The organism is Flavobacterium sp. FlaQc-48 (assembly GCF_044007335.1).
Taxonomy (GTDB): Bacteria; Bacteroidota; Bacteroidia; order Flavobacteriales; family Flavobacteriaceae; genus Flavobacterium.
On the sequence record NZ_JBIPCR010000004.1, the window covers coordinates 315,048 to 338,076 of the forward strand.

Annotated in this window: 18 protein-coding genes and 2 pseudogenes; 6 read left to right on the forward strand and 14 right to left on the reverse strand. The window is 35.1% G+C overall.

What is annotated here, in order from left to right:
- Positions 1-1,254, reverse strand: coding sequence for a dihydroorotase family protein (locus ACHRWY_RS08820; RefSeq protein ID WP_395353906.1), 1,254 nt, complete (start codon positions 1,252-1,254; stop codon positions 1-3).
- A gap of 129 nt (positions 1,255-1,383) precedes the next feature.
- Complete coding sequence (locus ACHRWY_RS08825) at positions 1,384-3,312, reverse strand: BatA domain-containing protein (protein ID WP_395353907.1); 1,929 nt, start codon at positions 3,310-3,312, stop codon at positions 1,384-1,386.
- Between the two features lie 285 nt (positions 3,313-3,597).
- Between ACHRWY_RS08825 and ACHRWY_RS08830 the strand changes: the two genes are divergently transcribed.
- Positions 3,598-4,710: a lactonase family protein gene (locus tag ACHRWY_RS08830; RefSeq protein WP_395353909.1), complete on the forward strand. Its 1,113-nt coding sequence runs from the start codon at positions 3,598-3,600 to the stop codon at positions 4,708-4,710.
- Between the two features lie 175 nt (positions 4,711-4,885).
- Here ACHRWY_RS08830 and ACHRWY_RS08835 read toward each other — a convergent pair whose 3' ends face one another.
- The gene (locus tag ACHRWY_RS08835) at positions 4,886-6,238 is read right to left on the reverse strand and encodes a DEAD/DEAH box helicase (RefSeq protein WP_395353911.1); all 1,353 of its coding nucleotides are present in this window, start codon (positions 6,236-6,238) and stop codon (positions 4,886-4,888) included.
- Between the two features lie 205 nt (positions 6,239-6,443).
- On the opposite strand from ACHRWY_RS08835, the gene ACHRWY_RS08840 reads away from it, so the two are divergent.
- A complete protein-coding gene (locus ACHRWY_RS08840; protein WP_395353912.1) occupies positions 6,444-6,794 on the forward strand; it encodes a hypothetical protein in 351 nt (116 codons plus the stop codon).
- Between the two features lie 48 nt (positions 6,795-6,842).
- Here the strand turns inward: ACHRWY_RS08840 and ACHRWY_RS08845 are convergent, their stop codons facing one another.
- The 3 genes and pseudogenes from ACHRWY_RS08845 to ACHRWY_RS08855 all read right to left on the reverse strand — a co-directional run.
- A complete protein-coding gene (locus ACHRWY_RS08845) occupies positions 6,843-7,607 on the reverse strand; it encodes a TIGR02757 family protein (protein WP_395353913.1) in 765 nt (254 codons plus the stop codon).
- A 109-nt stretch (positions 7,608-7,716) separates the two neighbouring features.
- Positions 7,717-8,166 (reverse strand): annotated as a pseudogene (locus ACHRWY_RS08850) (ABC transporter ATP-binding protein); the annotation flags it as partial.
- Between the two features lie 216 nt (positions 8,167-8,382).
- Positions 8,383-8,595 (reverse strand): annotated as a pseudogene (locus ACHRWY_RS08855) (ATP-binding cassette domain-containing protein); the annotation flags it as partial.
- A gap of 126 nt (positions 8,596-8,721) precedes the next feature.
- Here ACHRWY_RS08855 and ACHRWY_RS08860 point away from each other — a divergent pair.
- A complete protein-coding gene (locus tag ACHRWY_RS08860; RefSeq protein ID WP_395353915.1) occupies positions 8,722-9,438 on the forward strand; it encodes a phosphodiester glycosidase family protein in 717 nt (238 codons plus the stop codon).
- Positions 9,439-9,538: 100 nt separating this feature from the next.
- Complete coding sequence (locus ACHRWY_RS08865; protein ID WP_395353916.1) at positions 9,539-9,826, forward strand: hypothetical protein; 288 nt, start codon at positions 9,539-9,541, stop codon at positions 9,824-9,826.
- 64 nt (positions 9,827-9,890) lie between these two features.
- On the opposite strand, the gene ACHRWY_RS08870 is transcribed toward ACHRWY_RS08865, so the two are convergent.
- The 7 genes from ACHRWY_RS08870 to ACHRWY_RS08900 all read right to left on the reverse strand — a co-directional run bounded on the left by ACHRWY_RS08870 (position 9,891) and on the right by ACHRWY_RS08900 (position 18,168).
- Positions 9,891-12,665: a T9SS type A sorting domain-containing protein gene (locus tag ACHRWY_RS08870; protein ID WP_395353918.1), complete on the reverse strand. Its 2,775-nt coding sequence runs from the start codon at positions 12,663-12,665 to the stop codon at positions 9,891-9,893.
- Positions 12,666-13,086: 421 nt separating this feature from the next.
- Positions 13,087-13,404, reverse strand: coding sequence for a DUF6787 family protein (locus ACHRWY_RS08875; RefSeq protein ID WP_395353920.1), 318 nt, complete (start codon positions 13,402-13,404; stop codon positions 13,087-13,089).
- Positions 13,405-13,437: 33 nt separating this feature from the next.
- Positions 13,438-13,878, reverse strand: coding sequence for a DUF6146 family protein (locus ACHRWY_RS08880; protein ID WP_395353921.1), 441 nt, complete (start codon positions 13,876-13,878; stop codon positions 13,438-13,440).
- A 211-nt stretch (positions 13,879-14,089) separates the two neighbouring features.
- A complete protein-coding gene (locus ACHRWY_RS08885) occupies positions 14,090-14,653 on the reverse strand; it encodes a hypothetical protein (protein WP_395353922.1) in 564 nt (187 codons plus the stop codon).
- 102 nt (positions 14,654-14,755) lie between these two features.
- On the reverse strand, positions 14,756-15,706 hold the full coding sequence (locus ACHRWY_RS08890) for a D-2-hydroxyacid dehydrogenase (RefSeq protein ID WP_395353924.1): 951 nt from the start codon (positions 15,704-15,706) through the stop codon (positions 14,756-14,758).
- Positions 15,707-15,936: 230 nt separating this feature from the next.
- On the reverse strand, positions 15,937-17,007 hold the full coding sequence (serC, locus tag ACHRWY_RS08895; protein WP_395353926.1) for a 3-phosphoserine/phosphohydroxythreonine transaminase: 1,071 nt from the start codon (positions 17,005-17,007) through the stop codon (positions 15,937-15,939).
- Positions 17,008-17,100: 93 nt separating this feature from the next.
- Positions 17,101-18,168, reverse strand: a complete 1,068-nt coding sequence (locus tag ACHRWY_RS08900) for an acyl-CoA reductase (protein WP_395353928.1) — start codon at positions 18,166-18,168, stop codon at positions 17,101-17,103.
- A gap of 136 nt (positions 18,169-18,304) precedes the next feature.
- Between ACHRWY_RS08900 and ACHRWY_RS08905 the strand changes: the two genes are divergently transcribed.
- Positions 18,305-18,658, forward strand: a complete 354-nt coding sequence (locus ACHRWY_RS08905) for a 4Fe-4S dicluster domain-containing protein (protein ID WP_056250630.1) — start codon at positions 18,305-18,307, stop codon at positions 18,656-18,658.
- A 166-nt stretch (positions 18,659-18,824) separates the two neighbouring features.
- On the forward strand, positions 18,825-19,985 hold the full coding sequence (locus ACHRWY_RS08910; RefSeq protein WP_395353930.1) for a hypothetical protein: 1,161 nt from the start codon (positions 18,825-18,827) through the stop codon (positions 19,983-19,985).
- Between the two features lie 97 nt (positions 19,986-20,082).
- On the opposite strand, the gene ACHRWY_RS08915 is transcribed toward ACHRWY_RS08910, so the two are convergent.
- Positions 20,083-22,749, reverse strand: a complete 2,667-nt coding sequence (locus ACHRWY_RS08915; RefSeq protein ID WP_395353932.1) for a TonB-dependent receptor domain-containing protein — start codon at positions 22,747-22,749, stop codon at positions 20,083-20,085.
- Positions 22,750-23,029 lie beyond the last annotated feature (280 nt).

Genomic DNA, 23,029 nt, shown 5'->3' on the forward strand with positions numbered 1-23,029 from the left:
TTATTTTGTAACAAGTTGATTTTGATTTAGAATTCCGTAAACAGCACCTTTTATTTCGGTTCCTAAAAAAGCAGAATTTTTAGATTTCGAAAGAATATTTTCTTTGGTAAAAGTTGATTTTCCTTCAGGTGTGAAGAAAGTAAAGTTGGCTTTCGAACCTTCGGCGATTGTATGGTTTTCAATTCCAAAAACCGATTTTCCCAAAGTTAGTTTATCAATTACAGTTTCAAGAGGTAAAACCGTTAACAACGCTCCAAAAGCACTCTCAAGACCAATAGTTCCGTTTTTAGCGGTATCAAATTCCATTTTTTTGAATTCAATATCAATCGGGTTGTGGTCTGAAGTAATAAGATCAATAGTTCCGTCTGTAACTCCGTTTAATAAAGCTTGTCTGTCTGTTTCACTTCTCAAAGGAGGTGTAACTTTAAAGCGGGTGTCAAAACCTTCTAATTTCTCATCAGTCAAAACCAAATGATGTACAGCTACACTGGTTGTTACCTGTAGTCCTTTTGCTTTTGCCTCTTTGATCAGTTCAACCGATTTTGCCGTAGAAATTGTTGGAATATGAAGCTTTCCGCCTGTATACTCTAATAAGTATAAGTTTCGTGCTACATGTAATTCTTCCGCTAAAGTTGGAATTCCTTTTAATCCTAATCTGGTAGAAACAATGCCTTCGTTTGCAACACCATTTCCTTTTAGAGTAGCATCTTGTGCATAAGTAATGACCAAACCATCAAAATCCTGTACATATTGTAAAGCGATTTTTAAGAGGTTGGCATTATCGATACTTTTATTATAATCTCCAAAAGCAATGGCTCCGGATTTTTTCATATCAAACAATTCCGCCATATCTTTTCCTTCGCTGGCTTTGGTTAAAGCCCCTATTGGAAAAAGTTCTGTAGCAAAACCATTTGCTTTGTTTTTTACAAAATTTACCTGTGACTGGTTGTCAATAACCGGGAAGGAGTTGGGTTGTAAAGCAATGGCAGTAAAACCGCTTTTTGCAGCGACATTTAATCCGTTTGTGATGGTTTCCCTGTCTTCGTATCCTGGTTCTCCCAATGAAACACTGCTGTCGAACCAACCTTGGGAAAGATGTAAATTGTCAAATTTAACTTCGATTGTATCGTCGATATCCAGAATTGAAGTTCCTATTTTTTCGATTAAACCATCTGCAATTAAAAGATCAACGGTCTGGTTATGAAACGGACTTTTTGAATCGATAATTTTGGCGCTTCTGATGATTATTTTCATATGTAGAGAAATTTATTTAATTGAAACAGTAATCATTTTAAAACATTAAAACATAATTTTCCTGAACCATTAAGAAATTAAGTTAATAAAGGAAAAACTTAATATTCTTAATTTCTTAATGGTAAAAAATCATTTTACAAACTTAATAATTGCCATTTCTAATGCTAAAAATAACAGTGCAAAGATAACAAACCATTTCCAAATTTGGCTGTCAGTTCGTTCAGTTTGTAACGTATTAAAAATGGTCGAAATGGTATCAGCAGTTTTAAAATCTGAAACGATACCGGTATTTACCTGACTCAAATCGCTTTCGGTTCTTTTATAATTGAAACTCAGGTTTTCAACCCATTCTTTTTTATCAAAAATGCTATAATTTCCGGCTGTTTCAGGAAAATCATTAAAAGTCAGTTTTACTTTATTGTTTAGTATTTGCTGAATCGGAATAAAAGAATCTTCATTTCCTTTTACTTCCAGAATGGCATCTTTGGTCAATAGGACATCTGCAAAATAGGGTTGGTTGTTGCCAATTGTCAAGGCATTAACTCCGGTTTTCTGATTGTTTTGCCCCATTTTATAAAACAACGGGACAATAAGCGGTGATTGCTGAAAGTTTGAATTTGATACATTTATAGGTGCCGAAAAAACAGTGATTCCGGAAATAGGATTCTGAATGGCAGTTACAAACACACTTTGATCTTCATAAGATAAAACCGCCGGATATGGGCTTGAAATGTCAAATGAACTATTTGTTTTTGGATATTGAAAATTCGTGATTTTATTTTCGAAAACACCTGAGAACAAGGGGTGATCAAAATTGATTTTGGTAATTAATTTGCTATTGTTTTCCAGGTTCTTAAACTGAATTTTTCCAAAATTCGCTAAGAAGGAATTCAGATTTGAAACAGAGCTTTTTTCAGATGGAATTACAACCAGATTTCCTCCTTTAGAGATGAACGCTTTTAATGTAGTTTGCAAAGCCTGCGGAACTTCGGTTAATTCATTTAGAATAATCGTATTTTGTTTGTCTAAACTATTGTAATCCAAACTACTAATGGAGTAGTTGTTGTAATTGAATTCAGCAGCAGTATAAATTCGGGATAAGAAATTACTTTTTTCAGGTTCCCCAATACTAATTACGTTGGTTTTTTTAGCTTTCGAAATGCTGAAATAAAGTTTATTATCATAGGCTAAACCATTATCTTCAATAGAAACATACCCATGAAAAGCTTCTTTTGGAATGGTAAAGTTGATTTTCTTTTTCTTCGAATCAAATTTAACGATGGTTTTGGCAATCAGTTTGTTTTGATTGTACAAAGCCATCGAAACAGGTTTAAAGTCTTCGCCGTAAGCGGATAGATTTACGCTTAGTTCATAGAAGTTTTCTAAAGTCTGATTGATAAAAACGCTGTCAATCGCAATATTGTTTTTCTGTTCAGCTTCCGGAACGATAAAGTACGGTTGCTCTTCTGTATCAATATTTTTAATATCTTTTTCAGTTAAACCAACGGCATCAGTAATAATAACAATATCTTTTTTATAAGCTGATTTATGGGCTTTTATTTTTGCCATAATCGACGGAAGCTCAAAAGGTGTTGCGCTATATTGCAGATTCTGCAATGCACTTTTTGATGACTTTATATCTGTATTCCAATAATTTTCGGTGTTGGTTAACAATGAAAACTGGGTGTTTTCTGGTGTGTTTTCTAATAATTCCTGCACAGCACGTTTTAACAATTCGCCTTTTTTACCTTTTGCCTGCATACTAAACGAATTGTCCAGAATGATGTACATCTCGTTAGTCGCATTTTTGCTGTCCCTGGCTTCAAAAAAAGGTTGCGCAAATGCCAGAATAATACAAGTTAACAATAATAAACGAGTGGCTAATAATAATCGTTTTTTGATTTTTGAACTCTTTCTGGTTTGAATAGAAAGTTCTTTTAAAAAACGGACATTCGTAAAAAAAGAGGTTTTAAAACGTCGTAATTGAAATAAGTGAACCAAAACTGGAACAATCAATAAAAACAGAAAGTATAGAATTTCGGGATGTTTAAAATGCATTCTGGCTTAGATTTATTTCACTACGTTTTGTAGATACTGGTCAAAAATACAAATTTTTAGTCAAAACTTAGAAGTAATATTATTTAAACCCTATAAGTAATAGAAGAGATATAGGTTAGGTTCTGTTTAAGCAAAAGTCAAATGAATTTATATCCCTTATGGGGTTTAAAATGGCAAACCTGAATTTGAATAATGTAACTTTTGTAATTTCTTTTGTAACAAAAAATGGGCTTAGAAAAGATATTATTGCCTATTTTAGCCTATTCAAAAAACAAATAAAAAACTATGAAAAGATTATATATACTACTTTTTTCGGCTTTAGCTATCCATACTTTGCAAGCACAAAATAAATTTAATTTACTGGTAGGGACTTATACCAATACTTGTGACAGTAAAGGGATATATGTTTATGAATTTGATGCTGTTTCCGGTGATTTTAAATTAAAAAATACTACAGAAAAGGTAATTAGCCCAAGTTATGTATCGGTTTCGGCAAATAATAAATTTGTCTATGCTGTAAACGAAAACGGAACTCAAAGTGCTGTAAGTGCCTTTAGTTATGATTCACCAACCGGTAAACTTAAATTATTAAATACAAATGCTTCTCTGGGAGCAGATCCGTGTCATTTAATTAATGATGATAAAAATGTAATCATTGCTAATTATTCCGGTGGAAGCATTGCAGTATTTAAGAAAAATGCTGACGGAAGTATCACCGAAGGACAGCAATTAATCCAGCATGAAGGAAAAGGGCCAAATGCAGCGCGTCAGGAAAAAGCGCATGTACACCAGGTTGTTTTTTCTCCGGACAAAAAATTTGTTTTATCGAATGATCTGGGACAGGATAAAGTTTTTATTTATAAGTACAATTCCGGGTCTAAACATGAAATCCTTACTTTAAAAGGAACTGTTGATGTAAAAGCAGGAAGCGGGCCAAGACATTTGACGTTTAGTAAAGATGGTAAATTTGTTTACCTGATTCAGGAACTTGATGCTACCTTAACGACTTTTAGTTATGATAAATCAGGAAGTTTGAAGTTAATCGCGCAAACCAGTATTTTACCAAAAGGATTTACCGGAGGAACAGGTGCCGCCGCTATTAAAATTTCACCTGATGGAAACTTTTTATATGTAACAGATCGTGTTGATGCAAACTCAATTTCAGTTTATCACATTCAGAAAGACGGAAGCATTAAATTTGTAGAGCAGGAAAGTACTTTAGGAAAAGGCCCAAGGGATTTTGCTATTGATCCTACAGGAAATTACCTTTTGGTTGGTCATCAATATACCAATGATATCATTATTTTTAAAAGAGATAAAACTACAGGAAAGCTTACAAATACCGGAAAAAAGATAGAATTGTGTTCTCCGGTTGGATTAGTTTTTACTAAGATTTAGTTAAGAAGGTGTAAAGGTTCAAAGGCTCAAAGGTTCTGAGGTTCAGAGGTTCAGAGGTTCAAAGGTTTAAAATGAAAAGGCTCAAAGAAGTACAATTAACTTTTACTTCTTTGAGCCTTTTGGTATGTTTTGCTTTGAACCTCTGTCCCTCTGAACCTTTGTCCCTAAAAAAAAACTATTTGTTTTTGTCTTTTCTCTTCTTGTCTCTCGTCTTCAGCATGTTTCGATTGACAGATCCGTGGGTTTTCTTTTTGGTTTTAGAAGGGCCTCCCAGATTGACTTTTTTATTCTTTTTATCTTTTTCGTGAAAAGCACCATCACCGGAAAGTTTTTGTTTTTTCATTAAAAACTTAATTGGCTGTTTGTCTTTTTCCGGCTCAATTAATTTAGACGAAATTTCAACTTCTTCAGGAAAATCGGCTATTGCAAGTTCCTGATTCATTAAAACTTCCACTTCCACTTTAAATTCTTCTTCACGGGGCGTGATAAAGCTAATGGCTGTTCCTGTGGCATCTGCACGACCGGTACGACCAATTCTGTGCATGTACAATTCAGGAAATTCAGGAAGTTCAAAGTTAATAACGTGAGAGATATTCGAAATATCAAGACCTCTTGCCATAATGTCTGTTGTTATCAGTCCGCGAAGATTGCCTTCCTGGAATTCTGCCATCGTACTCAAACGGTAATTTTGAGATTTATTAGAGTGAATTACCCCAAACTGACCTTCAAAATCTTCTTCGATTCGGGTATGAAGCATGTCTGAAATCTTTTTATTGTTCACAAATACCAAAACACGTTCCATGCTTTCGTTTGTTTCTAATAAATGTTTTAACAGGTTTACTTTTGTATTGAAATTAGGGACGTTGTACGTAATTTGAGTAATGTTTTCAAGCGGAGTCCCGGAGGCTGCCAATGTAACTTCTTCAGGGAAATCAAAAAAGTCATTCAAAACAGCATCAACTTCATCCGTCATGGTAGCAGAGAAAAGAATGTTCTGACGCTTGGTTTTCATCATCGCCAAAAGGGCTGTCAATTGTGTACGGAATCCCAAATTCAGCATTTCGTCAAACTCATCAATTACCAGTTTTTGAGTTTCGTCAAAACGGATTACAGCATCAAGAGCCAAATCCATGGTACGGCCAGGTGTTCCGACTAAAATGTCAACTCCTTCGTAAACGGCTTTTTTTTGTGTGTTGATATTAACCCCTCCAAAGATACCAAGTGTACTAACCGACATGTATTTGGTTAATTTCTCGACTTCTTCTACAACCTGAACTACTAATTCACGGGTTGGAACCAGAATTACGATTTTAGGCGTATTGGTTGGTGTAAATTTGTATAATTTTAAAAGAGGTAATAAGTAAGCAAATGTTTTACCGGTACCGGTTTGCGCAATTCCCATCATATCGCGGCCAGACATAATCACAGCAAAGGATTTTTCCTGAATAGGAGTAGGCGTAACAAAGCCTAATTCGTCGATTGCTTTTTGTACTGATTTTGGAAGATTGAATTTTTCGAAAGTGCTCATTTACATTAAATTTTGTGCAAATGTACGTTAAAATGACGGTTAGATCGCTAAAATTTTCGAATCATCTGGTAATTAACTTATTTAAAATGTTGATTTTGAGTGTTTAAACGCCTCTAAAACTCAATTTATTAGAGTAGTTATCAGGATTTCAGTCTTTAAGAAACAAGAAAAGCAGTCCTGGATTGGTAATTAAATAATAAGTTATTTGAATCATTTACAATTCTTTTTCAATATTTTTGGAAAAAGGAAGAAAAGGCAAAATTCTACAATCAAAATACAATGGGAACATTTTCGCAGACAAATATTTTTTGAAAAGTCTTTTTACGAAATTCTTGTTGAAAATGATGTGCGAACTGAAAAAAGCAACTATGTAGCAGACAATTTTGGAGTTGCTAATTCAGATATTGAATTACTTAAAAATTCAAAATTAGGACAGGAATCTTTATTGATTGATCACGATTTTATATACAAATATTATAAATCAGAAGGCTGGATTATTGATTTGGAAAAAGAGTATGCGAAGTGGGATTATTTGCCTGTTGAACAATTTAAATGAAAGTACTGACTTATGAGAATAAGAAGTCTTGGCAGTCAATTTTAAAACTCAAAATCCTTCAAAAACGCCTAAACCAAATAAGGCAAAATCATATTTTACAGGATCCAGAGGATCCATTTTTCTAAGTTTAAGGTCTAATTCGGTTAAAGCTTTTCCGTCATTTTGTTTTCGGGTAAGGATTCCAAGTTTTCTGGCAACATTACCGGAATGCACATCAAGCGGACAAGATAATGCAGCTGGTGAAATGGTTTTCCAGATTCCCAGATCAACACCTTTTGTATCCTGGCGAACCATCCATCGCAAATACATGTTGATTCTTTTTGCTGCCGAATTATTCAAAGGATCTGATATATGCTTCTGGGTTCTTGGTAAATGATCGATTTCGAAGAATATCTTTTTAAACTCGTGAATGCTTTTTTGTAAACTGTCTTTTTCCTGATGTTGGGCAAAAACAGCTTCTAAGCCATTATGGTTTTTATAAATGTGCTGCAATCCTTTTATGAAGCCTGAAAAGTCTTTTCCGTTAAAAGTCCGATGTACAAAATTTTCTAAACGGGACAAATCTTCCTCAGAATGTGACATCACGAAATCATAAGGCGTATTGCCCATTAATTCCATCATGTGATGCGAATTTTTGATGATCATTTTACGATTTCCCCAGGCAATTGTAGCACTCAAAAAGCCGGCAATTTCAATGTCTTCTTTTTGTGTAAATAAATGCGGAATTTGTACCGGGTCACTATCGATAAAATCCTGATTGTTATATTGAATGACTTTTTCGTCAAGAAATTCTTTGAGTTCTTTTTGGGTCATGATTTAAATTAAAGTTCTTGTTATTCGAGTGCCCTGGCCCTGATGGAAACGGCATCCTTTTGTGGCGGGGTTCGCCACAAAAGATATAGTGAACAGCAGGAAACAGCTCCTAATTACTAATCTGGCCATCGACCATAACTAATTTCCTATCGGCCATATTAGCCAGTTCTTCGTTATGCGTTACAATGACAAAAGTTTGCCCAAATTCATCACGAAGCCGGAAGAATAACTGATGTAGATTTTCGGCAGAATGGGTATCTAAATTTCCTGAAGGTTCATCGGCAAAAATAACATCCGGTTTGTTAATTAAGGCACGTGCCACGGCAACTCTTTGTTGTTCTCCTCCTGAAAGTTCACCTGGTTTGTGATTGATCCGGTGGGATAAACCTAAATATTCTAAAATTCGTTTGGCTTCTTTTTCTGTTTCGGCTTTTGGTTTATTGGCCATAAAAGCAGGAATGCATACATTTTCTAAAGCGGTAAATTCAGGAAGCAATTGGTGAAATTGAAATATAAATCCCAGATTTAAATTTCGAAAATTGGATAATATTTTATCTTGTTTGCTTTTCTTTTTAAAATACCGATTGATGTAAATCGCCAGAGCTACAAGAGGTAAAAATAAAAGGGTAATGGTAATATTCCGAACCAGGTCTTCCATTATGATGTGTTTGAAGAAAAACACAAAAACGATCAGGCCAAGTAGATAAACAGAACCCATCCAGGAAACCCATTTAAATATTTTTTCCTGTTTTGAATTGTCTTTTTCAACGTCTTGTAATTTTAAAACGTTTTCTCCATTAATGGTCAAAGAAGATTCCGCTTTTATTTCGGGTTTGTCTAAGGTACCCAGAATCTGTAAAAGTGTTGTTTTTCCGGCACCTGAAGCGCCAACTATTGAAACAATTTCTCCTTTTTTTATATGTAAGTCTACTCCTTTTAGAACTTCTAATTTATCGTAAAACTTATGTATATTTTTTGCGTGTATCATCGGGAAACTGTTTTTACAAAGAAACAAAGATTCTGCCGATATAAAAATGCCATCTAACAGAATTTTAAGAAGTAATCTGTAATAACTTTTTTATTTTATATTTATAGGAAAGTAATACAGGATAAAATGAAATTAAAAATAGCGCTTTTAGGATTCTTATTGGTTGTTATAACTCTTTTTATTGGTGCAAAAAGCTTTTATGAAAGTCCTTTTCTGACTTATAAAGCGGATCTTAGAAAACAGGATTTAAAATTGTTTTACAAAGATGAAAAAGGGAAACGTTTTGGCAGTATCGAAAATCTTAAATTTTGGATTGAGAAAAAGAATTTGCAGGTAGACTTTGCCATGAATGCCGGAATGTACAAAACAGACAATTCTCCGCAGGGACTTTATATTGAAAAGCAGAAAACGCTATCGCCTTTGGATACTGCAAAAGCTGCCGGAAATTTTTATTTAAAGCCAAACGGGGTTTTTTATATCACCACATCGCATGTTGCAAAAATCTGTACCACTGAAGCGTTCCGGGCTAATGAAAAAATTGAATACGCCACGCAATCCGGGCCAATGCTGGTGATTAACGGACAGATTCATCCCGATTTTAAGGAAGGATCTGCAAATTTAAATATCAGAAACGGAGTGGGGATTTTGCCGGACGGAAAAGTAGTTTTTGTATTGTCAAAAAGGGAAATCAATTTTTATGATTTCGCGGATTATTTCAAGGGTTTAGGATGCAAAAATGCTTTGTATCTCGATGGTTTTGTATCTCGTGCTTATCTTCCTTCAGAAAATTGGATTCAGACTGACGGAAATTTTGGTGCGTTATTTGCAGTAACAAGAAAATAAAAAATGGATTGTATGGGAATTAAAGAATAAATTCCGATTTGTACATAAGTCAGTTTTTATGATTTTTTTTAATTTTAAGTAACATCTAAATCAAAGAGAAATGCAGGAAATAAATGTAGCAAGTGATGACAGGGTTAGAAAACTTTTATTAGGAATCCTTTTGGATGGCGTTGGAATGATTTCATTTACAATTCCGCTTTTGGGCGAATTCTCAGATGTAATCTGGGCTCCGGTCGCAGCTTTTATTATGACCAGAATGTACAAAGGCAGGGTAGGAAGGGTTGCCAGTGTTTTGACTTTTATTGAAGAGGCATTGCCTTTTACGGATATTGTTCCGTCATTTACACTTACATGGATTTACACTTATTATTTTCAAAGAAGAGAATAATTAAAAATTTATCAAGCTTTATAAAAAAAAAGGCAACTTTTAAAGTTGCCATTTTTTTTGAATTTTAGTGCACGATGATCTTTTTAATGTGCAGTACTTTTTTGGTATTCGGATTTGAAACTTTTACGATAAATACACCTTTTGATTGCAGGTGAATATTTTCCTGAGTTTGCCCGTTAATAGTTCGTTTCATGATTTCCTTACCTAAAATGTCATATATTTTAAGGTCGGCTTTTTCTATATCATTTTCTAATAAAACAGAGAAGTACCCATTATTTGGAACCGGCCAGACTTTCAGGCCGTCTTTTGTTTCTTTAGTGACTTCGTCTATTCCTAAAGTTGAATAACCGCTTACAATATTTACTTTTCTTGTCATTGTCCCGCCTTCAGCATCTGTAACCGTAAAATTAAAAGAACCCAAACCGGCTCCTGTTGGTGTAAATTCTACAGTATTTGAAGAAAGAACAGTACTTCCGTTTGCCACATTAGACAAACTATAGGAAACTCCACTGGTAAAACCTCTTGAAAGTTTCTGAATATTAATGTTTATTTTATTTCCTGTTGGCGATTCATAATGAGGTTGTGACATCCATTGTAAATAATGATCAAGATTGGTGTAACCGTCCTGATTAACATCGGCATTGGCATCTGAAAAATCACCTGTTCCTGAGTTAACATTTGTTCCAATAATCGCTTCCCACCAATTTGGAAGTCCATCCTGATCTGTATCCCAATTGGCATCCCGGTTTATGACAGGATAAGTTTCGAAACCACCCACATCAGATTCGTTATCCGGAAATCCGGGTTTATTCGTCACACTTCCGGTTATAGAATATGTTCCGTTTAGGGTTTCGGTGATAATTCTCTGGTCGTGCTCGTCAAATTCAGGTTGAGTGCAGCCCACATCCGATAATACGATTTTATAGGCATTTTTGGCAGATTGTGTCGTTACATAAGAAGGAAAAAAGGGGGTGTTGACAAAGTTCTGAAATGAAACGGTTATTCCTGAAGCTTTTCTTCCGGCGGTCTGATTGCTTTCGTCAAAATAACCCGGCATTACATTTCCGCTAAAAAAGCATTGCTGCATTCCTGTTCCGGCCCCTTCGTTTTGCTGATTGAACGCTACAAAAATTTTAGAACCGGCTCCGGGTTTGTAATAATTGTTTACAAAATTAACTTCTTTTGTTCCGCCATCAGTAGTTCTTGAACCCCAGTTGTAGACCACATTATTAGTAATGTCCATTCTTCCGGAATAAGCGCCGCTTCCGTCTAATCCGCCGCCTAAACTCCAGTTACGGCCATAACAATGTGCTAAAAGATTGTGGTGGAAACTCCCAATGTCACCACCAATAGTTGCGGCATAACCATGCTCTGTTCCTGCGGGATAATTTTGATGTCCGGCAGCATTTAAAGCTTCTGATATAAGTGTTTTTTGAAGCGTAATATTTTTTCCGGAACGGGAACTGAAAGATTCATCAATTGTCCAGCTAATAGAACAATGATCAATAATGCTGTAATCGGCTCCGGTTAAACCCATTCCGTCATAAGTAGGACCGCCGCCCACACGAACACGAACATTTTGAACAACAGCATCATTTCCTGTAACGCCAAATGGCGCGGAGCGAATACAAATTCCTTTTCCAGGTGCAGTTTGTCCCGCTACTGTTACATATGGCTGACTTAAAACCAGACGGGAATTAAGCTGAATGATTCCGGAAGTATTAAAAACAATGGTTCTCGGGCCTATATCATTTGTTACGGCGTCGCGAAAACTTCCCGGGCCGCTGTCGTTTAAATTCGTTACAGCCACTACTTTTCCGCCTCGTCCGCCACGGGCAAAACGGCCGTAGCCTTCGGCATCCGGGAACGCAAGCTGAGCAGGACGAAAACGCCATATATTTCCTTTTTCTACAGCATTACCGGCTAGTACTTCATCAATGCGCCAGTAATAAGTTGTGCCCGTATACAAACCATTTATTTGATAAGATGCATTGGCTTTAATTTGGTTTCCTTTAAATTCCGGCGATGTTGTTGTGGCAGCTTCTACAGCTGCAGCATCAGTTCCAAAATAGATATTATGCGATAATGCGTTTGTAGCTGTGGTCCATGCCAGTAATTTACCTCCGGAGGATAATTCTACATGTTCGTCATTGTGCTTTGGAAAGGGATTTGTTGCCTGATGAAAGATATTAGGCGTATTTAATTCAAAACCGTTTAGGATAAAGTTTTTTATATTTTCAGTGCCGGATGTTTCGGCGGCAAATAATAAAACAACATCAGTATTTTCAACGGCCTGAAACTTTAAATAAGTTGATTTAGCCTCTGCATTTGTTGTAGCCCTGATACTCGGAATTAAATTGTCAACGACTAAATTTCCATTGATAGAAATATCAATTGGGCTAAAATTATTCCCAACAGGACTGTCTACAGCATTAAAAAAGGCTAACAAAGTATGCTCTCCCGCGGCTAATCCTTTTATTCTAAGTTCTATTTGCGCACCAAGATTTGCAGTTGTGCCTTTTACGGTAAGTCCGTCACAAACCAATCTGGCATAATAGGGAGACTGTATTCCGGCTTTGTACCAGTTTGTTCCTAATGCGTCTCCTTTATCTCCCATGCGGGTCATGGTAAAGGTGACTCCGTTTTCAGAATAAGTGCTGGTGTTTACTGATGCGATTACCCAAGAGGTATAATCGGGATCATTTACTTCGGCTTTGGGTCTTCCGGATTGGTCAAAATCAATTTTTACTACAGGGTTTTGGGCAAAAAGGGCAGTAACTGACATTGTAAAGCAGACTAGTGCTATTACAAATCGTAATTTAAGGGTAATGTTCGACATTTTGATACTTTTTTGGTTAGTTAGTTAAGTAAAATCGGAATGCTGTAATTACTCGTAAAGCCTTCATTTAAAATAAAACAAACAGCAGTAGGTCTTACTATTTGTGTTGTTAGAAAATTCAACTTTGTGGTTATGAGTAATGTAAAGATTGAGAATACTCAAAATAAAACTATCCTGCACCATCCTGCAAAAATGAGTATTAGATAAAAAATTAAGGATATTTTGTTTGTAAATATAATTTATATCTTAAAATTTTAAGATTTTTCTGTAAGGCAGATTTTCTTCTAGAGACCAGATGATTCCGGTATAAAAAGGAGGTATAAAAACTGAAGGATAAAAACAGCTTTATTGTTCTGATGCAAAATCAAAAAAAGTAGAGAAATACCAGAAAAGAAAAAGTATTTTTTAAGTAAAAGACGGACTAGCGGGTTGTTTGGTCTTTTTTGAATAAAAATCCAAGTCCCATATTTTTAAGCATTTTTTTTTCGAAATTCCAAAAGAAACGGAATTGCCCGAAAATGGTTCCAATAACAACCAGTAAAACCTGGTAAATAGGGAAGATAATCAATAACCGAATTAAAGTAAACCAACCACCAAAGTCTTCTTTGGTAATGCCCAGCCATACACAAAAGGGCTTAGACAACCATGCAGATGCCGATCCTGTGATGGCAAAAACAATAAGTATGATAATGGCTTGTACATTTGAGGTAATTCCCCAACGTTTCTTTAATCTGTTCATTCTTTATTTGTAACGATTACAAATATAAGAACATTATCTTATAGGAACATACCCTCCGAGCTTTTGTTTGTATGTATTTTGAAAATAAATCATATAATTGTAAATCAAATAATTTACTTCATATCCGTAATGAATGTCAGGACGATAATCGATTGTCATTTCATATAAATTCGGACTATAACGCTGTGGTTGCAAAACGCGGTTATTCCATTCTGTGACATATAAATAATTCTTGTTTTCAAGATAAGATAAGGAATAATAATTTCGCGGAAGTGACATTGAGGCCAGCCAAGTGCTGAAACCATTATCAATAATAATAACTTCATATTCTAAAGAATCATTTGCAATCCTTACCGTGTCGTTTACGGCTACTTTTGGGGTAGGTACAGCATTTGGTGCTATGCTGTTTTTGGAAGCAGTAGAGCAGGCTATAATCGTTAGCAAAAGAATTAATAGGCAGAAATATTTTTTCATTACTTTAGTTTCAGGCTTAAATTTACAAATAAATGAGAGAAGAATTTTTTTATTTAACTTTTGTATAAGAGGTTCTAAGTTGCTAAGATCCTGAGTGGCTAAGTTTTTTTAGTTTCTATTGATAAAAACAAAGCTGTTTACTTGCGGTAAACAGCTTTTAATGCCTTTATGTTTTGGCTTAGTTTCTTAGAATCTTAGCGACTCAGAAACTTTACTTACTTCCAAATAACTTCCCGATAAATCCGGCAATTCCGCCTTTACTTTTGGTTACTACCAGAACATCGGTTACATCTACTTTGCCATCATTATTTTGGTCTAAACCAAATTGCATTCCGTATTTATTTATGGTTTCCATTATTCCGGAAGCCTGTCCGCTGTTTCCTGAAATGGAAGAGATAATATCTGAAATTTGAAAACTACTGTCATTAGGATCTTTAGCTTTATTTACTAAAGAATTTAAAACTTGCGGAATCATACTGGAAGCCACACCGGAAGAATCCGAACTGCTTAATCCGAATTTTTCACCAAGATTTCCGGATAGTTGCTGGGTTAATTGTTGTACAACAGGGTTAGAGCTGTCAATAGGAGTAGTTCCGTTAAATAAACCGGCTAATTGTTCTCCGTTGCCTTCTGAAACTAATTTTTGTAATCCTGCAAAGATAGAACTACTGGTTTCGTTAATTACGCCATCATTATGCTCATTCGGGACGGCACTATTATTTACAATAGCGTCTCCTCCGTATTGCTTTACTAATTGTGTTAATTGTTCAAACATAATTTAAAGAATTTAGATTAGAACTCAAATTTAATCAAAAAAATAAAGGGATTTATTAAACAATGTTAATAAATCCCTTTTAAATGATTTAGTTATAATTAATTAGCTCAACAAAGTAATAATTTGCGATGCCAATTCAGTACCAATTCTGTCTTGTGCTTCTCCTGTTGCAGCTCCAATATGCGGAGTCAATGAGATTTTAGTGTGCATTAAGATCGCCATTTCCGGTTTTGGTTCACTTTCGAAAACGTCTAAACCTGCAAAAGCAACTTTTCCTGAATCTAAAGCTTTTACCAATGCTACTTCGTCAATAACACCGCCACGTGCACAGTTTACGATTCCAACACCATCTTTCATGATTGCTAATTCTTTTTCTCCAATGATGTAGCCATCCTGAGCAGGAACGTGCAAAGTAATGAAATCGGCTTCTTTAAACAATGATTCTAAAGATTGAGAAACAATAGTTGTAGTGATAGACTGACCATCAAAAAATTCCACTTTAATATCTACTTGCGGAATAAAACTATCAGCAGCGATAACTTTCATACCTAAACCAAGCGCCATTTTTGCAGTAGCTTGTCCGATACGTCCAATACCCACAATTCCTAAAGTTTTTCCTCTTAATTCAACACCGTTTGCGTATGCTTTTTTCAAGCCGTCAAAATTTGAATCTCCTTCAAGAGGCATGTTTCTGTTAGAATCATGTAAAAAACGAACACCGGAAAACAAGTGTCCAAATACCAGTTCAGCAACAGATTCTGATGATGAAGCCGGAGTATTAATTACATGTATTCCTTTGCTTTTGGCATAGTCAACATCAATATTATCCATACCAACACCACCACGACCAATAATTTTAAGTCCTGGACAGGCATCAATAATATCTTTACGAACTTTAGTCGCGCTGCGTACTAAAACTACATCTACATTATTTTCGTTCACAAAATTAGCAACTTGTTCCTGAGCTACTTTTGTAGTGATAACTTCAAATCCACCTTTTTCTAAGGCTAGAATTCCACTTTTTGAAATTCCGTCATTGGCTAATACTTTCATTGTTATATTGTTTATTTGGTTAATCGTTAATTTGTTTAATCGATGAACCAGCTATTATGATTTTTTCTTTTTTGATTTAGGAGCTAATCCCGCTATCCGTTACAAACGAAGTTCACTGAACTCCGATAAAAATAAAAGGATTTACACTTCTGTCGGGGCTGGGAATCCGGTATTCAATTGATATTTTGTCTAAACAGATTTTTCGATTAAACGATTAACCGAAAGAACTATTAAACTTTAGACTCCAATGCCTTCATTACATCTACTAAAACCTGAACACTTTCGATAGGCATGGCGTTGTAAATAGAAGCTCTGTAGCCACCAACTGAACGGTGTCCCGGCAATCCTGAAATTCCTGCTTCTTTCCATAAAGCATCAAAAGCTGCTGTATGATCAGCGTTGTTTAATAAGAAAGTAACATTCATTTTAGAACGATCTTCAACAGCCGCTGCACCTTTGAATAACGGGTTTCTGTCGATTTCGGCATATAGTAAATCTGCTTTTGCATCGTTTAATTTTTCAACAGCAGCAACTCCGCCTTTTTCTTTAATCCATTGTAAAGTCAGTAACGACACATAAACAGCAAAAACAGGAGGAGTATTGTACATACTTTCTGCTTTGATATGTTTTGCATAGTCTAACATACTTGGTATAGTTCTGCCGCTTTTCTCTAAGATCTCTTCTTTAACCACTACCAGGGTAGTTCCTGCAGGACCCATATTTTTTTGAGCTCCGGCGTAGATTAAATCAAATTTAGAAAAATCTAAATTGCGGGAAAAAATATCAGAACTCATATCGCAAACAACAGGAATGTTAGTTGCAGGGAATTCTTTCATTTGAGTTCCAAAGATGGTATTGTTACTGGTACAGTGAAAATAATCGGCATCACTTGGTATTGTATATCCTTTTGGAATATGGTTGTAATTTTCTTCTTTTGAAGAAGCTACAACAATAGTTTCTCCAAAATTCTTAGCTTCTTTTATAGCAGCAGTTGCCCATGTTCCGGAATCTAAATAAGCAGCTTTTCCGCCTTCTTTCAATAAATTATATGGAGCCATTAAGAATGCTGTACTTGCACCACCTTGTAAAAATAGTGCCTGATATCCTTTTCCTGTAAGTCCTAGTAACTCTAAAGCAAGGGAACGGGCTTCATCCATAACAGCAACGAAATCTTTGCTTCGGTGCGAAATTTCAAGAATAGAAAGTCCTGAATCATTAAAATTTAATATAGCTTTTGATGCTTTTTCAAAAACCTCTTGAGGTAAGATACTTGGTCCTGCGCTGTAGTTGTGTTTTTTCATGGTTGTTGTTAAAAGTCGAAAATTTTAAAGACGCAAATTTCGGCAATAGGAGCTGAAAAAGCGATAAATTATTCGAAATAATTAAACATATTTTTACTTTGTTGTTAACAAAAACGTTATAGTATCTACGTTATCTGCATAATCCCACAATTGAGGATTTTGGGTTTGTCCGAACGGGATGCTATTTTGGATTAAATCATGGCTTACGATGCACTGAATTTGTTCAGCATCAGCTTTAAGGCGCGTTTGCAGATCTTCTATATTTTCGTAGAATTCATAAAAAACGCTTGAAATAGGAGAGGCATAGCTTGGGTCTTCTTTTAAGGTTAAAAATCCATTATCCAGTAATTTAAAATTACTCATTAAAAATACGGCCTTGTTGTAATCGTAATTGTTAGCGTATTTTTCGTAATGAATTACATCCTGATATTTAAAGATAGCCTGAAAAAAAGCATCAAAAGAGTAGCCTTTTGGAACAAATAGCTTGGAAACATTGCGACAACCTAAACCAAAATACCTGAAAATATCTTCGCCCAATGCTTCTAATTCTTCATGACTTTCTTTTCCGTTTAAAACGGCAACAGAATTTCTGTTTTTTCGGATAATTGAAGGTTTATCTTTAAAATAATATTCAAAATATCGTGCCGTATTATTGCTTCCGGTGGCAATTACGGTATCAAAATTTTCCAGTTTGCCTTCCACGAAATTGACATTGTCTTTTAAACTTTCATCAACGGCAATTAAATATTTGGCTAAAAATGGCAACAAATGCTGATCATTAGAAGAAGTTTTTATGAGGGCTTTATTTCCTGTAATTAAAACCGATAAAAAATCGTGAAAACCAACCAAAGGAATATTTCCGGCTAAAATTAAGGCCACTGTTTTTTCCTTTTCCGTAGTGGAATTGGCAGCATATTGAGAAAGCCATTTTTCAATATTTTCTTCAGTTAAAGCCTCTGCCCATGATTGTATGGCAAAATAAACCTGTTCTGGTGTATACCATCCGTTATGTGATTGTGATAAATGTATTAGCTTTTCAAAATCATCAAAAAAGGCTTCATTGTGTAAAACGCCCGCTTTTTTCACGGATTTGCCTTCGGAAAACTGACTTAAAAATTTTCCTAATTCAACAAAAACACTTTTTTTTGTTTCTAATGTCATAATGTTTGTTTATGAATTGTTTTGATTGTAATTTTGCACAAAAATAAGCTATATTACGTTATAAGGCAAAGCAGAATGAAATCTTTGGCATTTTAAGCGCAAAGCCTGTAACTTTTAACACATAACTAAGAACAAGATGGCAATAATTATAACTGACGAATGTATAAACTGTGGGGCTTGTGAACCAGAGTGCCCAAATACAGCAATTTATGAAGGAGCTGACGATTGGAGATATAAAGACGGAACCAGCCTTTCAGGAAAAGTAATTTTACCTGACGGAACCGAAGTGGATGCAGATGATGCTCAAACGCCAATTTCTGATGAAGTCTATTATATCGTTCCTGGAAAATGTACAGAGTGTAAAGGTTTTCATGATGAGCCTCAATGTGCTGCTGTATGTCCTGTTGATTGTTGTGTGCCAGATGATAATCATGTGGAAGATGAAGAAACCTTGTTGAACAGACAAGCGTTTTTGCATGGTGATGAATAATTTTTTTAATTCAACATATATAAATCCTGGGTTAGCGCTCAGGATTTTTTTTTCTCAGATTTTAATTACAATATGCTTTTAGAGTGCTGATTTTTAATGTTTTATTTTATAAGTATTTATTTATTAATAAAAAATTAATACTTTAGGTGAAAATTTAATAAAGCCTATGAAGAAATTTATACTTTTATTTATAGTATTATTTAAAACTTGTCTTTTTGCTCAAAATACAGAATATTCTATAATTGTAAAAGATATAGAGACGCAATTGCCTATCGAAAATGCAATGGTCGTTATACTCAAAACTAAACAGGTTTTGCTGAGTAATGAAGAAGGTAAGGTAACTTTTATCCTGAATGGAGCTTCGAATGTTCAGGTTTCCGAAATGAACTATGATAATCTTACACTTCGTTGGGCGACTTTAAAAGAAGATCAGTTTGTAGTGTACCTTAAAAATAAAGACAACAAACTGGATGAAATTGTTTTGTCTAAGGATAATCCCCAGAAAATCCTTCAAAAAGTGGTCGCTAATTCGATACAAAAGCTAAGTATGCCGTATCGCCTGAAAGTATATGTAAGGGAATTTTTTATGCTGGATAATAAATATTCCTATTATAATGATGGTCTTGTGAATTTTCAGTTTTCCGGAAGTAAAAAAGCAACCACAACATTACTGGTTGAACAAAACAGGTCGTATGGCCTCTTAGAAACAGATGTAAGTACCGATTTAAGAGGGTATAACCTGAATAATATTATGGAGAATTATTCGAATTTGAATTATTTTCAGCCTGTCCTGGATGCAAAAGCGAAAAAAGAATATGACTTTATTATAAAAGCACATCCCAATAATAGTAGATATTATGTGATGAATATTACCCCGCTCGATAAATTAAAAAAAGGATTAGACAGTTTTGAGGTTATTTATGATCCTGAAAAAAAGATTATTGTAGAATTTAGCTGTAGTTTAAATCCCGTAAACAATGCTGAAATAACAGAGAAACCCGCTATAGGTTCTAAAACTATTACCAAATCGTTTGTAAAGGTCAATTACAGATTAGACGGGGCAGATTATTATGTATTAAGTTCGAATGAAGAAATTGCTTATGATCTGATTCTAAAGGAACAAGTTAAAAACATTCAGGTTCGGAATAATTTTGTAACGACCAGTTTTAACAGACAAAAATTTACGTATAAAGAAAGTGATGTTTTTAAGGAAAAAACACTCTTTAACAAACAAAACAAAATTCTTACTAAGTATTGGGATATTTCCGGCTTTACTGCGACCGATGAAGAAAAAGCAATTGTAAGTTCGTTGGAATTTAAATTATAAATTTATTTAAAAGATATAAAAAATCCTGAGTATACTCAGGATTTTTTGTTTTATAGACGTTGCATCTCAACTTTATGAAGTGAAGAAAAAATAAGGATTAAAAATTAAATCCAAGTCTTGCATAATAGTACGCTCCGCTGAAACCCATTTGTACGGCATCCCAATATCCGCCGGCTTCGGTATTCCCTTGCTCGTCTTGTTTGCTTGGGTAAACATTGAATAAGTTATTGCTTCCAATGCTTAATTTAAAATTTTTGCTCAGTTTGTAACCAAGCGTTAAGTCTGTGATCAATCTGGCATTGTAAACATCATCTTCGTCTGCATAATCTACTAAAACTACTTTGCTAAAGCGAGTAAAAGCTAAACCTGCATCAAATTTATTTCTGGAATAATTTAAATTTAAACCAAACTTGTTTTTTGGTGCAGATGCCAGTAAAAATGCTTTTTCACGTTTTCCAAAGAAAGTATCAGCATCTAAAGATCCATTTTTTACCTGATCGATTTTCATGTCGTTGATGTTGCCAACCAAAGTTGCACCGAATTGGCCAAAGTCAAATTTTTTCTTCCAGGAGAAAACCAAATCCAAACCGTGAGTACTGGTATCAACACCATTAGCAAAAAACTGAGCTTCAGAAACGCCAAGGTTTAAAGCACTTGCATCAAAATAGCCTGTTAAGACAATACGGTCTTTTACTTTAATATAATAACCGTCAACAGTTGCAGTGAAATCTCCAAATGTTGCCGTTAATCCTAAAGAGGCATTTACTGCTTTTTCTTCATTTAATTTGTCAATTCCAAAAGCCTTTGTAACAGGGCTGTCATTTGGTGCCAGTAAAACTTCGGTTGCACCACTCGCATTGAAATTGGTGAAACGCAAATTGTAGTAAACTTGAGCCAGTGATGGTGCGCGGAAACCAGTGCTTACAGATCCTCTTAAATTAATGTGGTCAGTAAGTTTTAACCTGGATGCTAATTTTCCGTTTACGGTACTGCCAAAATCGCTGTAGTTTTCAAAACGAACCGCTCCGCTTACCATTAAAGCCTCGGTAATATCCAGTTCGGCATCTGTGTAAAGAGAAAAATTGGTACGACTTTTATTGACTACGTTTGCAGGGCTATATCCCGGAAAACCCTGAGAACTTCCCGGTCTTGGAATAGTAGGAGAGGAAGTAGGGTCTGAGGGATCATAATCAGGATTAGGAACCGTAGGTGCGCTTTGAGTTGTAGGGTCTGTAATAGGTTTTCCATTTGTGTCGTAAGTCGTATAAGAACCTTCTTCACCGGCAAAAATTTCAAATTTCTCTACTCTGAATTCAGTTCCAAAAGCAACGTTTAACCCTTTTAAAACTTCACCATAATTTTTGGAAACATCAAAATTAGTGGTGTTTTGCAATAAGCTGTGTCCACCTGCGTCAAATTCAGTTGGAGATTTATCTTCAAGCGAAGCGTTAATAGTTCCTTTTATATCATAATGAAATTTATTTTTACCAAAAGTATTGCTTAAATCCATTTTCCAGCCACCAGAAGTTTCAGTTCTAATTCCGGCAGCGATAGAATTATCATTGATCTTGGATGTAATTCTTGGAGTATAGCCGCCAGGATAAACAGATTCTACTACTCTTTCGCCATCATTTCTGGTAAAAGCATACGCATCAGTGTTTCTGTAACTACTTCCTCCAAAAGCATAAAATTCCGTTTTATCCGCGATTGGAATCGCCAGGTTTCCAAAGAAGTTTAAGCCTTTAATTTGTGCATCACCAAAGCCTTTTCTAAAATCATAAGAAGGCCTTAATGTTTTGTCTTTATTGATAAACTCACCTGTAAAATTGGCGTAACCGCCTTTTTCACCTAGTGCAATTCCGTAATTGGCCGCGACTTTTACAGATTGTCCGTCAAAAGATTTGTCTTTTCCATAGGAGTTTCCGTTTCCTTTTTGGTCTAATCTAAATCCTTTTGTGTTAGGGGTGCCGGGTAAAAAGTCTCCTTTGGCATCCGTATTAAAAAAACCATACGTTACAGCTCCGGTTAGTTCATTAACGTTGTCATTGGTAACAATATTGATAACTCCGGCAATGGCATCAGAACCATATTGGGCAGCGGCACCATCACGTAAAATTTCAATTCTTTTAATAGAGGCGGCAGGAATAGCATTTAAATCGGTTCCCGTATTTCCACGTCCACGGGTTCCAAATAAATTAATTAGTGACGACTGGTGTCTTCTTTTTCCGTTAATCAAAACCAGGGTCTGGTCAGGTCCTAAACCCCTTAGGGAGGCAGGATCGACGTGATCAGCCCCGTCAGAACCGGATTGTTTATTGGCATTAAACGAAGGGGCAACATATTGCAGTAATTCATTAATCTCCAATTTTCCACTTTGTGTTGTTACATCTTTTACATTAATAACATCGATAGGAACAGCTGAATTTACAACGGTTCTTTTTGCATTTCTCGAACCTACCACCACAACATCATTCAAAACCTGACCACCACTTTCGTCTAAAGTAACGTCGACTTTGTCACCTGTAACCTTTTTTTCGATAGTAGAATATCCAACATAACTAAAAATTAATGCAGAACCATCCTTTACTTTGATGCGATAACTTCCTTCGAAATCAGTCGAAACGCCATTATTAGTCCCTTTTTCCAGAATATTAACCCCCGGCAAAGGCGCGCCCGACTTGTCTTTTACAACTCCTGTAATTTCTTTTTGAGCAAAAAGAAACATTGAATTTAATAGAAATAAAAATAATGCAATTTTTTTCATGGTTAATGATTTTCTTGGTTTGTTTTTTGTTAGAAACTTTTATAAAATTACCTTTTTTTAACAAAAACTTAATAAAAAGTTTAAAAATTTTTAAGAATAGCCTTAAAATTATATTAATGCACATTTTTACTTCGGTTACGAGCTATTAAATCTTATATTTGCAAAATTTTAAAGCCAAAAAATATCATTTTGGCAGAAACAAAAAATGTACAAGTAAATCATAAGCCATTACATTACAATTGTTAATGACAGGACCTGAACCAAATTCAGAGTCGAACAA